16 protein-coding genes are annotated in these 13,388 nt (G+C 38.0%); 12 read left to right on the top strand and 4 right to left on the bottom strand.

The features are described from left to right. The first annotated feature begins 5 nt into the window (after positions 1-5). Both pheT and ihfA read left to right on the top strand, forming a co-directional pair. Entirely contained in the window at positions 6-2,393 is a 2,388-nt protein-coding gene (gene pheT / locus CYG50_RS06310; RefSeq protein WP_102139208.1) for a phenylalanine--tRNA ligase subunit beta, read from the top strand. 4 nt (positions 2,394-2,397) lie between these two features. Further along, positions 2,398-2,694 carry an integration host factor subunit alpha gene (gene ihfA, locus CYG50_RS06315; protein WP_004263721.1) on the top strand — a complete coding sequence of 99 codons (297 nt, stop codon included), beginning with the start codon at positions 2,398-2,400 and terminating at the stop codon, positions 2,692-2,694. Positions 2,695-2,797: 103 nt separating this feature from the next. Here the strand turns inward: ihfA and CYG50_RS06320 are convergent, their stop codons facing one another. The 3 genes from CYG50_RS06320 to CYG50_RS06330 form a co-directional block, all read right to left on the bottom strand. Then, positions 2,798-3,811 carry a phage integrase gene (locus tag CYG50_RS06320; RefSeq protein ID WP_102139207.1) on the bottom strand — a complete coding sequence of 338 codons (1,014 nt, stop codon included), beginning with the start codon at positions 3,809-3,811 and terminating at the stop codon, positions 2,798-2,800. 93 nt (positions 3,812-3,904) lie between these two features. After that, a complete protein-coding gene (locus CYG50_RS06325; protein WP_102139206.1) occupies positions 3,905-4,117 on the bottom strand; it encodes a hypothetical protein in 213 nt (70 codons plus the stop codon). Beyond that, positions 4,114-4,404, bottom strand: a complete 291-nt coding sequence (locus tag CYG50_RS06330; RefSeq protein WP_036962131.1) for a helix-turn-helix domain-containing protein — start codon at positions 4,402-4,404, stop codon at positions 4,114-4,116. The genes CYG50_RS06325 and CYG50_RS06330 overlap by 4 nt, the downstream gene beginning before the upstream one ends. A gap of 94 nt (positions 4,405-4,498) precedes the next feature. Between CYG50_RS06330 and CYG50_RS06335 the strand changes: the two genes are divergently transcribed. From CYG50_RS06335 to CYG50_RS06380, 9 genes are all read left to right on the top strand, one after another. Next, the gene (locus CYG50_RS06335) at positions 4,499-4,849 is read left to right on the top strand and encodes a hypothetical protein (RefSeq protein ID WP_036962129.1); all 351 of its coding nucleotides are present in this window, start codon (positions 4,499-4,501) and stop codon (positions 4,847-4,849) included. 198 nt (positions 4,850-5,047) lie between these two features. Then, the gene (locus CYG50_RS06345) at positions 5,048-5,209 is read left to right on the top strand and encodes a TetR family transcriptional regulator (RefSeq protein ID WP_102139204.1); all 162 of its coding nucleotides are present in this window, start codon (positions 5,048-5,050) and stop codon (positions 5,207-5,209) included. Positions 5,210-5,214: 5 nt separating this feature from the next. After that, positions 5,215-5,646: a DUF5347 family protein gene (locus tag CYG50_RS06350; RefSeq protein ID WP_102139203.1), complete on the top strand. Its 432-nt coding sequence runs from the start codon at positions 5,215-5,217 to the stop codon at positions 5,644-5,646. Between the two features lie 68 nt (positions 5,647-5,714). Further along, positions 5,715-5,975, top strand: a complete 261-nt coding sequence (locus tag CYG50_RS06355) for a DUF2732 family protein (protein WP_238706823.1) — start codon at positions 5,715-5,717, stop codon at positions 5,973-5,975. Next, entirely contained in the window at positions 5,968-6,189 is a 222-nt protein-coding gene (locus CYG50_RS06360; RefSeq protein WP_071548753.1) for a TraR/DksA family transcriptional regulator, read from the top strand. The genes CYG50_RS06355 and CYG50_RS06360 overlap by 8 nt, the downstream gene beginning before the upstream one ends. 2 nt (positions 6,190-6,191) lie before the next feature. Further along, positions 6,192-6,488, top strand: a complete 297-nt coding sequence (locus CYG50_RS06365) for a DUF3850 domain-containing protein (protein ID WP_154629812.1) — start codon at positions 6,192-6,194, stop codon at positions 6,486-6,488. Next, a complete protein-coding gene (locus CYG50_RS06370) occupies positions 6,481-7,305 on the top strand; it encodes a DNA adenine methylase (RefSeq protein WP_102139200.1) in 825 nt (274 codons plus the stop codon). The genes CYG50_RS06365 and CYG50_RS06370 overlap by 8 nt, the downstream gene beginning before the upstream one ends. Beyond that, positions 7,305-7,628 carry a DUF5405 family protein gene (locus CYG50_RS06375; RefSeq protein ID WP_102139199.1) on the top strand — a complete coding sequence of 108 codons (324 nt, stop codon included), beginning with the start codon at positions 7,305-7,307 and terminating at the stop codon, positions 7,626-7,628. The genes CYG50_RS06370 and CYG50_RS06375 overlap by 1 nt, the downstream gene beginning before the upstream one ends. Beyond that, positions 7,621-10,035, top strand: a complete 2,415-nt coding sequence (locus CYG50_RS06380) for a replication endonuclease (RefSeq protein WP_102139198.1) — start codon at positions 7,621-7,623, stop codon at positions 10,033-10,035. Before CYG50_RS06375 ends, CYG50_RS06380 begins: the two co-directional genes overlap by 8 nt. A gap of 70 nt (positions 10,036-10,105) precedes the next feature. On the opposite strand, the gene CYG50_RS06385 is transcribed toward CYG50_RS06380, so the two are convergent. Continuing rightward, positions 10,106-11,662 (bottom strand): P-loop ATPase, Sll1717 family, encoded by a 1,557-nt coding sequence (locus CYG50_RS06385; RefSeq protein WP_102139323.1) that lies wholly within the window; start codon positions 11,660-11,662, stop codon positions 10,106-10,108. A gap of 758 nt (positions 11,663-12,420) precedes the next feature. Here CYG50_RS06385 and CYG50_RS06390 point away from each other — a divergent pair. Next, positions 12,421-13,371, top strand: a complete 951-nt coding sequence (locus tag CYG50_RS06390) for a hypothetical protein (RefSeq protein WP_102139197.1) — start codon at positions 12,421-12,423, stop codon at positions 13,369-13,371. Positions 13,372-13,388: the final 17 nt, after the last annotated feature.

Here is a 13,388-nt window from a genome sequence, read left to right on the forward strand (position 1 = left end):
ATCTCATGAAATTCAGTGAACTATGGTTACGCGAATGGGTAAACCCGGCGATCAGTAGTGAAGCATTATCTGACCAAATCACGATGGCGGGTTTGGAAGTTGATGGTGTAGATGCAGTTGCTGGCCAATTTCACGGCGTTGTTGTTGGTGAAGTGGTTGAGTGTGGTCAACACCCAAATGCAGACAAACTGCGCGTTACAAAAGTTAACGTAGGCGGTGAACGTTTATTAGATATCGTCTGTGGTGCACCAAACTGCCGTCAAGGCCTAAAAGTTGCTGTTGCAACGGTTGGTGCGGTATTACCGGGTGATTTTAAAATTAAAGCGGCAAAACTACGTGGCGAGCCTTCTGAAGGTATGCTGTGTTCTTATTCTGAGCTGGGTATTTCTGATGACCACAGCGGAATTATTGAATTGCCTCTAGATGCCACTATCGGTACCGATATTCGTGAATATCTAAAACTTGATGATAATGCGATTGAAATCAGCATTACACCTAACCGTGCAGATTGCTTAAGTATTCTTGGGGTTGCACGTGATGTCGCTGTTATTAATAAATTAGCGTTGAATGAGCCTGCTATTAATACAGTATCCGTGACCACAAAAGACACTTTCCCAATTCGAGTAGAAGCACCTAATGCGTGCCCACGTTTCTTAGGCCGTGTGATCAAAAATATTGATGTGTCAGCGCCAACGCCATTGTGGATGAAAGAAAAGTTGCGCCGTGGTGGCGTCCGTTCTATTGACGCGGTTGTGGATATTACCAACTACGTCTTATTAGAATTGGGTCAGCCTCAACACGCTTATGATCTAGACCGTTTAGATGGTGCTATTGTTGCTCGCATGGCAAAAGAAGGGGAGAAACTGGTTCTCCTTGATGGCAGTGAAGCAACGCTAAAATCAGACACATTAGTGATTGCTGATGAATCAAAAGCACTGGGGATTGCAGGTATTTTTGGCGGTGAACACTCAGGTGTTAATACGGAAACCAAAAATATTTTATTAGAGTGTGCATTCTTCGACCCATTATCGATCACAGGTCGTGCACGTAATTACGGTTTGCACACTGATGCATCTCACCGTTTTGAGCGTGGTGTTGACCCTCAATTACAGTTTAAAGCGATTGAACGTGCTACTGCGCTAATTGTTGAGATTTGTGGTGGTGAAGTCGGTGAAATTATTGATGTAACCAGTGAACAGCATTTACCAAAAGCCGCAAATATTAAACTGACGCGCAATAAATTAGACCGTTTGATTGGTCACTTTATTGAAGATGAGTTAGTTACTGATATTTTGACGCGTTTAGGGTGCAAAGTCACTGTTTCTGCTAATACATGGGATGTTGTCGCCCCAAGTTGGCGCTTCGATATGCAAATCGAAGAAGACTTAGTGGAAGAAGTCGCTCGTGTTTATGGTTATAACAGCATCCCTGATGTGCCATTACGTGCTGATTTGACCATGACTAATCACAAAGAAGCTAACCTACCTTTAAAACGTATTAAAGCAATGTTAGTTGACCGTGGTTATCAAGAAGCAATCACTTATAGTTTTGTTGACCCTAAAGTTCAAGCTTTACTGCATCCACAACAAGATGCGTTGCTTTTACCTAACCCGATTTCTGTTGATATGTCAGCGATGCGTTTATCGTTACTGACTGGTTTATTAGGAACCGTTGTCTATAATCAGAATCGTCAACAAAATAGAATTCGTTTATTTGAGACAGGTCTGCGCTTTATTCCTGATAATCAAGCAGAATATGGGATCCGTCAGGAACCAATGCTTGCAGGGGTGATTACAGGCAATAGATTTGAAGAACATTGGTCATTAGATAAACAAGTTGTTGACTTCTTTGACTTAAAAGGTGATCTTGAAGCTGTTTTTGAATTGACTGGGAAACTAAATCAAATTACATTTAAATCTGAGGCACATCCTGCATTGCATCCAGGTCAAAGTGCTGGGATTTATCTGGAAAATGAACATATTGGCTTTATTGGTGTGGTTCACCCAGAATTAGAACGCAAACTCGATTTAAATGGTCGTACGGTGGTGTTTGAGGTTCGTAGTGATGCGATAGCACAACGTGTTATTCCTGAAGCTAAGGCGATTTCGCGCTATCCATCGAACCGCCGTGACATCGCTGTTGTCGTGCCAGAAGATGTGGCTGCTGCTGAAGTTTTAGCAGAGTGTAAAAAAGTTGGCATAAATCATATAGTTGGCATAAACTTATTTGATGTGTACTGTGGTGAAGGAATAGCAGATGGCTATAAGAGCCTTGCTATCAGTCTTGTCTTCCAGGATACCCAGCGTACTATGGAAGAAGAAGAGATCACTGCTACCGTTGATCTGTGTATTGCTGCGTTAAAACAGCGATTCCAAGCCTCCTTGAGGGACTAAACCTATGGCGCTTACTAAAGCTGAAATGTCAGAAAATTTGTTTGAAAAACTGGGTGTTAGCAAACGTGATGCTAAAGACCTTGTCGAAACTTTCTTTGAAGAGGTTCGCCTTTCCTTAGAAAATGGTGAGCAAGTAAAATTATCTGGATTCGGTAACTTTGATTTACGTGATAAAAATCAACGTCCCGGACGTAACCCAAAAACTGGGGAAGATATTCCAATTACTGCACGCCGTGTTGTTACTTTCCGCCCAGGCCAAAAATTAAAAAGCCGTGTAGAAAAAGCAACGCCGAAAGAGTAATTATATCGTTTGATATGAAAAAAGACCGCCTAGGCGGTCATTGCCAGCCCCAGAACATCGGGGCTAGCAATATTTTTCAATAGCTTACGAATTTTGTGATACGTTAATTCGCATCATTACACCCCATATCGGTGGATGGAATGTGGATGCCTCCCCTTAAAGGGTTGCATGAAATGGCCTCATTTAAATAGTCAGGGGCAAAGTGTGCGTATGTCATTGTTTGCTGAATACTCGCATGACCCATGATTTTTTGAAGAGTAAGAATATTGCCACCGTTCATCATAAAGTGCGCTGCAAAAGAATGCCGTAAAACATGCACTGCCTGACCATGCGGCAAATCTGGTTTAACTTCTTTCAGTATTGATCTGTACGTGACGTAATCAACATCGAAAAGTAATCCAGAATCTTTTACTTTTACAGTTCTCATTACATCATCAGAAATGGGAACAGTTCTATGTCTACCATTTTTTGTTTTCATAAATGTAACTCGCCCATGTAATAAGTTTTCAGCCTTTAAACTAATGGCTTCTCCCCATCTTGCCCCCGTACTTAGACATAAAATAGTTATGCGTAAGTAATCATCGGTCATGACATTAAGTAATTTTTCAATATCACTTTTTGTCAAATAGGCCATTTCTGGTTTTTCTTCTTTCAACTTACCAAGAGACTTAATCGGGTTACTTTTAGAGCACTCGCCAATTTCGGCCAATGAAGTAAAAATGCTCATTAGCAAATTAAACTCTCTATTGATAGTTGATGCCTTCACGCCACTTTGTAATCTATCAGAGCAGTACCTAGCTAATAACTTAGGTGTAATCTGGTATACAGCAGGATTACCCATATCCTTAGTTATTCTTGTTAAAATAGCCTTGTATTTTTTTGAATACTTTAGGTTGCGACCAATAAAATTCCACCAAATATCACATATATCATTTAATGATCTGTAGTCTCTTGCTTCGCTGTTCCACTCTTCACTATTAGCCGTAAGCATGACGCTTCTTTCATAAGCTATTGCATCGGCTTTCTTTTTAAATATCCGCTGAACTCTCTTTCCTGATCTGCCCTGCGGTCTGATATCCACTTTGTAACGTCCACCTTCAAGCGCCTTAATAGTCATTGTTGCGCCCTCCGGTTAAACGAGGTAATTCTAGATTTTCATTACAAATATAATGTTGGTATATTTCCAACCAATTTTTGTACGTATAAACAACTAAATTATTAGAGTATGCCCACTGTGCGCGATAGCCGGTGATATTTGACCAGCCTCGGGGATAATTTTTCCAGTTGCCAACCAAACACTATATTTTTCTAACTTCGGGTGCTTCAAGAAATTTTCCACAGAAAGCCAGTTGATATTTTGCGGTACCGCCATTTTAATCTTTTCTACATGTAGCATTTCGTTAAGCTTCTCATTTAAGGTCATGCTTGTTTTTCCTCGTCTGTTTCATAATTTTTAGGGTCATAAAGTGCAGGTGCTATTTGTCCTACTTCTGGGGCAATTTTTCCTGTGACAAACCAAAGTGCATATTTTTCAAATTTTGGATTGCTAATAATTGAGGTAATTACATCAGCATTAGGCACTGTTTTCCCGTTTTCATAACGCCATAAAGCATCCCTACTTAAACCGAGCATTTGCGCGGTTTCGGGTAAACTTGTAAGCCGTTCACTTTCTCTCATGAGTTTTAATTTCTCAGAAACACTTAGACGCATGTTGCAATTCTCCTACATATGTATTAATGTTGTCTTGTTAAATGCCATAAGGGGTATTTTGTTAATGAAATACCCCAATAGGAGAGATTATCACATGAATGAGAAATTGTTAGAACTGTTGTTCAAAATCCCAGACCCGATCACCGCTGATGAATTTTGTCGCCGAACTGGCAAGTCAGAAAGCAGTGTTAGAAAGTTAATGGATCGCCGTCGTTTACCTATCCGTACAGAGCGCCAAATTCACGGAGAGGGTTTCAGTGATATGCGTTTAATGATTATGTATAACGAGTATTTAGAAATGTGTTGGGAAGTCGCTCGTAAGCTTCCTGCAGCAGAGCGAATGGGCTGGAAAGATAGCTGGTTTAAGCGAGCTAAAAAGCTTATGGAAGATTTAGATGTCGTTCCAGACAATTTAAAATCTGTAGAGAACGCTTTAAAGGGCTAGGTGAAAACATGAGAGCCTGCATAGAGCAAATATCAACCCATAGCTTTAAATATCGTAACTTTCTAATAGTTAAGCTACCGGCTAAAACGATGAATCCCGTAACCCGCTATCATGTCCAACGAAATGATGATTCTTACGGGTTATTTGATTCTATGACTCAAGCAACTAAATATATTGATTGTTTATATGGTGAAAAAAATGACCCAATTACATTTGCAACAGCATAAACATAAATTAACCGGTTCATCCGTTAATAAATTTAAAAGCAATAAAAAACGTCAATTATCTTTGATGGACAAAATATTATTAGTCGGTGGTATTTTATTTTTCTTGTACTTGTTCTCAGTTGCTATTAGATAAAAACAATGAGTAATTCAGCGGCTGTATTAGTGAAAACTAAACAGTTAATCCAGTTACTAGGTAACGTAAAGCAAGATGCAAGGCCGGCCGATATCATCGCGCATCAAGCAAATATCAAGCTTTATCAGAACCAAGGGGTAACCTTTGAAAGCCGAGTCAATGGACTAAATCAAGCCGCAAAGTTAAGAACATCAGTATTCCATTCTGATAAGGAAAATCCAGATAATAGAGAGCTAGCCGGATTTATTGAGTATTTGAGGTTAAGTGATGTACGGATGCTAAATATGATTTTTTATTTAGCAGAAATAAAAAACAATCAACATCATTTAGGTTTCGATGAATTTAATAAAGAGGAACAACAAGCAATTATTTCAGCAATAAATCAAATTAAAGCACTCGCGGCGCTATTACCTAAACATATCGCCATGCCTATTTAAGGTAAATAAACAAATTAATGACGTTAGCGCGTCAGGGATTCCTACATTCTAAATCTGAGGGTTGGATAATGAAAAATAAAGAGATAAAGCCAATTTTGATAGGTGTTGATACTGCAACCGGTAAGCGCGATTACTCCGTTGTCGCTATCAGTATTACAGCAATTCGCGAAGATGAACGCAAAACCATGTATGACAAATTTTCATCTCGCCTTGATGCCCTTGCATGCAAGTTAATTAACGAAAAGTTAAATGATGAGCAAATTCACCAGTTATTAGTTGGTGAGTCTGAGCATTACTCAAATCTAGCTGCGGAGCTGGATCATGTCTAAAGAAATTGACCGTGCTAGCGAGAACGAAATGCTTATGCGTGAACAGCAAATAAAAACCATTACTAATCGCCTAGTCAGTGTTTCAGCTTTCGAATGTGAAGATTGTGGCAAGCCGATTCCAGAAGAACGCCGCATCGCATCACAGGGCTGCATCCGCTGTATTGACTGCCAAACTATTTTTGAGCTTAAAAGTAAACATTATCGGAGCGTGTGACGATGAAAAGAAAACATGAGCTCAAGCTAGCCCCTCATTACTTTCAGCTCGTTCAAGATGGTTTGAAAACAGCAGAGTTTCGCCGTGCCGATAGGGATTTTCAGGTTGGTGATGAACTGTTTTTACGTGAATTCAATTCAATCAATAAGCCTTATGCCAGTTACACCGGTAATGCTATCTCATGCCTTATCACTGATATCACAAAAGTCAACGAGGTTTACCCAGAGCTAAGGGCATTACCTCCATTTGTAATGATTTCATTTTCAGTTATTCGAATTGAGGATAATTATCGTGGCTAAATCAAATAAAACCATCCTCAAATGGGCAGGTTCTAAAGTTCGAATTATGGACCAATTACGCCCACACTTACCAAAAGCAAAACGGTTAGTTGAGCCGTTTGCTGGTTCATGTGCTGTGATGATGAATACAGACTATGAGCAGTATTTAATTGCTGATGCTAACCCTGATTTAATTAACTTATATGAAACTCTTACTATCTTACCTGAGAGTATGTTAATAGAGGCTTTACCACTTTTTAGAAGGAATAATAGCGCTGATTATTATCTTGCTAGATCAGAGTTTAATGATAGTAAACAAGCATTATCACGGCTAAGACAAGCAAGTTTATTTCTATACTTAAACAGGCATTGCTTCAACGGGTTGTGCCGTTATAACCAACAAGGCAAGTTCAACGTCCCCTTTGGGCAATACAAAGCACCGTACTTTCCTAAAAATGAAATTGATAGTTTTTGTGATAAGGCTTACCTCGCCAAAACTAAAATTTTAAATCTTGAATGGCAAGATACCCTTTCATTAGTTGATTTCAGTGATGGTGTTTATTGTGATCCACCCTATATGGGGGGCCGCGATAGCTTCACTCAATATCACACCGCCGGCTTTTCTGATGCAGACCACGAAGCATTAGCAATTACTCTAAAAGATATTAATGATATCCAAGGTAATCCGATCACCGTTTCTAACTCACCAGAAGCAAAAGAGCTTTATGCTGACCTAGGCTTTACTATCCATGAAATCGAAGCCCCACGCAGCATCGCAGGAAAAGGAAAGCGTACACCAGCTAAAGAAATTATTGCTGTTTTAGCGGGGGTTAATTAATGATTTTCGACCCTAAAGACGGTGTATATATTAGCGGGACAGCCTTTGCTATTCAGCGCCATGTTGACGAAGATTCAAAAGCGGTTCAATGGCGACTATTGCAAATCAATAAAATGGCTCGTTGCTATGAGTTGGTTTGTTGCCATTCTGATCCGTGGATGCTGGCGATTGAATTAACCTCTTATCATGTTAATCGTGTTAGAGGTAAAGGCATCAAGACACTTGATGTTTATCGTGAAACCGTAGATATCATTTCACGCCGTTGTGAAACGGCAATTAACGCATTGCGGCCTGAAACACTGGGTGGTGCGTTAAATGTCTAAGATATTAGATTTTACCGTTCAGCCGATAACTTATACCGCGGATATGGTTTTTCCGTATCCGTGGAATAAGCCAACAGAAAACAACTATTACAAAGCTGATATTGATGCGCTTGAAAAATCCCTTACACATGAACAACAAATTCATGCGCAAGCGATTTTAGGTGAGATTGAATCATTACCGCGCATTTTGTGTTATCGTATTCAAAAGCATTATGAATACATCATTAAAGAGTCAGGCCACTATAAAGCTTATGAATTTTTACGCTCTGATTTTTATAAGCGGATATTTCCACGTATCACCGCGGTTAATTCACGATATGAATTAAAAACGAAAGCACTATTGACACTTTCAACTCGCTTTACACCTGAAATCAGTCAATTTAACCGGTTGTTTGACCTTTATGACAAACCAATCAAAAAGCTTGCTGAACACATTTCTAGTGGCTTTTTCACATTGTATGAAACCTATTGTGAGCAGTTAACAAAGCAAAACGACGGTGACCGCGAAATCATCTATGAAGATTCAGCACAAACTCAAATTTACGGGGCATTGGCAGAATTATCTCTAAATTTGCATGTCACACCGCTTTATCACCAAAGTTATCTCAAAGTTTTAAAAAACCGAAAGCGCCGCAGAGGGAAGCAAAACCTAACCACGCACCAAGTGATCGCAGCTATTTCTCGCCTTGTAAATGCAGATTACTGGCACCGAAAGCTAAAAGCCCATAGAACACAATGGATTGAGGCAATCATGATTGCCAATATGGATGTGTGCATTAATCGCCACCCATACGCCAGCAAACAAGCTATCCGCGCGGTTCAAGCACAGCGTTTATCCAACATGCAATATTTACAGGGTATGGATATTCAAGATGTTGAAACCGGTGAGCGTTTTGATCTGTTCGATAAAGTGATGGCCAGTGTGTCAAACCCTGAAATTCGCCGCATGGAATTAATGGCGCAAATGGCAGGGATTGAGCGCGTGGCAAAAGAACGCGGTGATATCGGGATGTTTATCACTTTGACGTGCCCGTCAAAGTACCACCCGACGAAGCAACGTAAAGAGAAAAATAAAGAAACCGGAAAAGATGATTATTACGCCGTACTAAACCATAAATGGAAAGATGAAGCCTACACACCAAAAGACGGACAGCGATATTTAGTCAAAGTGTGGTCACGCATTCGTTCTGCTTTTAATGATAACAATATCAATATTTATGGTGTTCGTGTTGTCGAGCCGCATCATGACGGCACCCCACACTGGCATATGCTGCTTTTTGTTGATAAGGCCAGCCGAGCAAAAGCCATTGATATTATGCGTAAACGTGCCCTGAAAGAGGATGGTAACGAAGCGGGCGCACAAAAATACCGATTTGAATGTAAGCATATGAACCGCGGCGGTGCCGTGGGTTACATAGCTAAATATATCGCTAAAAATATCGATGGGTATGCCCTTGATGGTGAAGTAGACCACGAAACGGGTAAAGATTTAAAAAGTATGGCGGCAGCCGTGACCGCGTGGGCTTCAACGTGGCGCATCCCACAGTTTCAATTCTATAAGCTTCCCTCTAAAGGCGCGTACCGTGAATGCCGCCGCTTACCTCGTGGTATTTCCATTGCTGACAAACTTGGTGATGTTGCCGAACGTGTCCGAGCTGCCGCCGATGAGGGTGATTTTTTTAATTACGTCATGTCACAAGGTGGCCCATGTATCCGCAGAAGTGAAGAGACAATACGTGTTGCCCGTGAAATCGGTGACGTCAATGTTTACGGCGAGGAAGTTCAAATGGTTGTGGGTGTTTACCATCAACTCAAAGCAGATACCCCTGTACTTAAAACCCGTGAAAGAAAATACCAAATCGTCAAGAAAAGCGCCGTTGACGTTGATTTTAATCTTTTAAAGAGCGACAGCGGAGCGACTCGGAGTCCTGTCAATAACTGTAGATCGCGGATCATATCCAATCTATCAGATGTGCAATTTTACGAGCCTGAGCACGGCTCAGGTGAAGTATGTAACATTAAGGAATATGGGTTTGCGTTTATAGAAACGGATGCTCAGAACGCGGTAGGGAGTGAAATATCGCAAGGTAAACAACAAAGACAGGTTTCAAACATTGAATTAAGTGAGGGTGATAAGGAAATACAGTCAAAAATTATCGCTTTTGCGAATGAAGTTGGTTTTGAATTTAACATTCCACACGTTGAAATCATGTTTACAAGAGGAATGGGGATAAGTGACAGTATTTATCACATGAAATTTGATGGAAAATGCTTGAGATTAGAGCTGACAGAAAATGGTAAAGAACAACAGAAACAAAAATTACTGGAAAGAAAAGATGCTATTAAAAATCAATATTATCAACGATGTATTAATGTTTTAGAAAGAGTTGCGGTGAGAAAAAAATAACAATGTAAATCAATTGATTTACATTGTTATAAGGCTATACCAGTATGATTTAAATGCGTAGTCAAAGAATTTATGTTCTATCAAATAGAGGATGAATAACAAATGTCCGTTTCATATCGGTTATATCTAAATTTGGTTTATCATATGATGAATATATGAACAATGATTGAGTTCTTTTTATCCCAATTACTCCAACAATAAACCAAACATTTACTAGCTCATCGAAATTCATGACTATTTTCGAATGCAGTTCATCGTCAGTTGAAGCAACTTTGTCAAGTATATAGGTTAAGATAAGATTTTTCTTAGATTCATCAATTAAATCAGTAGAGAACTCAGAAATAGGTAAAAGAGATAATGAATCGACATAGATTGATATATTTTTATAGATACTAACCCATTCAGAAACTAACGCTCTTTTTCTTGAAGAAAAGTATTTTTCTTCTGCTATCAAAACAATATCCTTATCAATGCTGACATTGCCATCGCATTCTTTGAGGCAATAGTTAACAAAGCTGATAGCATCTCGAGGACGTAACATAGTTCTATCTAATATATAATCGTCAGCGGATACTCCATCTATATCAAAATCAAAAATATCTTTCATCGAAATATTTTTAGCACTCTGATACTTGTTTTTAACTAAATGATTAATACGCTTATCAATAATTTCTCGTATTTCTGTTTTATTCCATGAAATTGCATATATTAGTGATTGGTCTTTTTCATCTTGTCTTAAGGTTTTATTGTAAATACCCATGAGAATATCTGTTCTTATCGAGATTAATATTTTTACAGATTTAATATTAAGTAACTCTCTAAATGCTTCAAGTAAAGCATTTATAAAATCATATCGTATGTCACTTGAGCTTAACCATGAACGATCTAGGTCATCAATACTTATTATGATTCTAAATTGACCAGCCTCTGAAAATTCTTCATTTAAAATCTTAATTAGTTCTTTTTGCTTCCTAATTAACTCTCTACTAACATAACTAGATGTTTCTGACTGTATTTTTTGAGTATCTTCCCGGCCAAGCTTACCGGCAATGTCTATTCCGCTCATAGCTATTTTACTTGAAAGCTCTTGTTGCATTTTATTACTGATCTCAACTAAAGCTTTATCATTAAAAAAAGTATCTTTAAATTGATCGATATATTCATTAGCCAGCTCAGGACTATAAGGTTTTTTCTTACCACCTATAAGCTCTTTAATATAGTTAAAAAAACTTTGGTAGCTTGACCTGTGTAGCGCAGGTATCACCTTGATAAGTAGAGCATGTAACCATAATGATTTGTAAAATACTCTTAAATCAATTCCTCTATCGCTGAGTGAAGAAATAAACACATTATTTTTTACATGTTCAAATATAGTGTTTTCTGCTTCAATTTTATCGTAAATTTTTATACTTCCTTCATCAAGTATTTTTCTTAGAAGTGCTGATTTACCACTTCCAGTTCTTCCAACGATAATTCTTTTAGTAAAATCAGGATTTTTTTCAGATGAATCAAAGTTCATTATTCCTTTAAAAATATTGGTTTCGTAGAAACAAGAATCTAAATATGAGTCAGATTCTGCTTCTAACTTACCAATCTCATCATTATTTCTAAATATATGCATATTCATGTTCATTAATCCACTTTTTTACCGACATATCATAAGTATTTTTCAGAATCATTTATAGCTATACTTGCATATCTATGATTTAACTAGATGATACTAAACTATTAAAATCATACTTACTAGTAAGTTCAGTTTTCTGCAATTTCCCGCCCAAATTCGCAAGACCAAAAAAGGATCGTTACCTGTGTGAAGCCCCACCACTGGCGCTGTTCAGACGATCTCTTGCGGGTGCATGAAAACCAACCTATTTAGTGGGCAGGCGTGGCGGGGCTACGATTGCGCGGCGAGGTGTTTATTGTTAAATATCCGTCCGCAAAATTTCCGAGCCGTCACGGCGTTAAATTCAATTTTCTATAAGTAGATAGTAATTATTTTTGCGTGCGTTGAGGTGGCGCGTGGTGCTGTTTAAATCGGTATTTGATGAGGATAATTTATTGCGGATTCGTCTTGGCGAACTAATACAAGTTAGGGCAGTCGAGTAAAACGAAGCCAATTTTTGGCACCGGATTAGTATTTTGCGACATTACTCACCTCTTTTATTGTTTTAAACAATGGGCGAAATTTCACCTGAAGAATTGCGGGAGTTGTATAAATTTTTGTCGATAAAAATAATTTTAATTAAACGATTTATGTCTTTCGATTTTTGCAGATATCAAGCCAAAACCCTGAGCACCTTTAGTCTTTATAGACAAAAAATTTAACTTATGTTAACGTTTAAAAGCACTGAAAAGAATTAATTACGACAACTTACCATTTAGAAAATGAAAAAAAACAAAAACAAAAACAAAAACAAACCTAGAAATAGAAACCACTATAACTACGATAAGACTATTTTTAGTACTGATAGCCTAAATGACAATAGTATTAGCAACAATAGCCGTCCTTATATCCATTTCGAAACAATTACTTATCCATTACCTGATGAATTAAAACTTCCTATAGAATCAATCATTGGACATGGTAATCAAACACCTACCTATTTTATATGGTTATTTTGTACTTTGATATGTGCATTTACTTCTCTTGTTCTATGGAATGTTATCTCTGGAAAGTTTCTTTTTGTCACTATTGAGATCATACTATTAGTTTCATTTTTTACTCTACTAAAACGATTTAATAAAACTGTTGGTTATTTATCTGTCGATAATGACGGATTTCGCTTTTCTTGTGCCACATATCCAAAAATGAACATTGAAATATCCTGGGAAAATATTTGTTCTGGGTATGTTGTTCATATCGAAACAGGCGGTAGATATAGGCCAGACTATCTTGTTTTTCAATATAAAAACGCCTTAAATGAAAGTGAAGAGTATAAATTACCCATCGAGAACTGGCTTAACTATTCTCCATTCTCTCCTGTAGAAAAAAGAAAATTAATGCTCAAAGCAATTCTTAAAGGACTTGCGAGAATTCCTGATATAAAAATCAATCAATGTGTATTTACTAAACTCGATATAGATCCAAAAACATTTGAATTTGCACCATCAAAGAGAAGGTCAGAAAATACATATAACACTATTTTAACAATCATCGTTTTAGGAATTTTATTTATGCTATGGCCATTTTGGGCCACAATTTTACCTCCTTCATGGGCTTTAGTTTTGTTAATAATTTCAACTATTGTTATCGCCATTGGGTTAGTTCTATTCTTTACTTGGCTTTATCCAGAATTTGGAGGCAACATCAGCTATACCGATGATATTAATAAATAACCATCTTAACTGTAGCA

The organism is Providencia huaxiensis (assembly GCF_002843235.3).
Taxonomy (GTDB): Bacteria; Pseudomonadota; Gammaproteobacteria; order Enterobacterales; family Enterobacteriaceae; genus Providencia; species Providencia huaxiensis.

What these genes read in the sequence shown, in the direction of transcription:
- pheT (WP_102139208.1), top strand. Translation starts at nt 6, where the DNA reads ATGAAATTCAGTGAACTATGGTTACGCGAATGGGTAAACCCGGCGATC.
- ihfA (WP_004263721.1), top strand. Translation starts at nt 2,398, where the DNA reads ATGGCGCTTACTAAAGCTGAAATGTCAGAAAATTTGTTTGAAAAACTG.
- CYG50_RS06320 (WP_102139207.1), bottom strand. Translation starts at nt 3,811, where the DNA reads ATGACTATTAAGGCGCTTGAAGGTGGACGTTACAAAGTGGATATCAGA.
- CYG50_RS06325 (WP_102139206.1), bottom strand. Translation starts at nt 4,117, where the DNA reads ATGACCTTAAATGAGAAGCTTAACGAAATGCTACATGTAGAAAAGATT.
- CYG50_RS06330 (WP_036962131.1), bottom strand. Translation starts at nt 4,404, where the DNA reads ATGCGTCTAAGTGTTTCTGAGAAATTAAAACTCATGAGAGAAAGTGAA.
- CYG50_RS06335 (WP_036962129.1), top strand. Translation starts at nt 4,499, where the DNA reads ATGAATGAGAAATTGTTAGAACTGTTGTTCAAAATCCCAGACCCGATC.
- CYG50_RS06345 (WP_102139204.1), top strand. Translation starts at nt 5,048, where the DNA reads ATGACCCAATTACATTTGCAACAGCATAAACATAAATTAACCGGTTCA.
- CYG50_RS06350 (WP_102139203.1), top strand. Translation starts at nt 5,215, where the DNA reads ATGAGTAATTCAGCGGCTGTATTAGTGAAAACTAAACAGTTAATCCAG.
- CYG50_RS06355 (WP_238706823.1), top strand. Translation starts at nt 5,715, where the DNA reads ATGAAAAATAAAGAGATAAAGCCAATTTTGATAGGTGTTGATACTGCA.
- CYG50_RS06360 (WP_071548753.1), top strand. Translation starts at nt 5,968, where the DNA reads ATGTCTAAAGAAATTGACCGTGCTAGCGAGAACGAAATGCTTATGCGT.
- CYG50_RS06365 (WP_154629812.1), top strand. Translation starts at nt 6,192, where the DNA reads ATGAAAAGAAAACATGAGCTCAAGCTAGCCCCTCATTACTTTCAGCTC.
- CYG50_RS06375 (WP_102139199.1), top strand. Translation starts at nt 7,305, where the DNA reads ATGATTTTCGACCCTAAAGACGGTGTATATATTAGCGGGACAGCCTTT.
- CYG50_RS06380 (WP_102139198.1), top strand. Translation starts at nt 7,621, where the DNA reads ATGTCTAAGATATTAGATTTTACCGTTCAGCCGATAACTTATACCGCG.
- CYG50_RS06385 (WP_102139323.1), bottom strand. Translation starts at nt 11,662, where the DNA reads ATGAATATGCATATATTTAGAAATAATGATGAGATTGGTAAGTTAGAA.
- CYG50_RS06390 (WP_102139197.1), top strand. Translation starts at nt 12,421, where the DNA reads ATGAAAAAAAACAAAAACAAAAACAAAAACAAACCTAGAAATAGAAAC.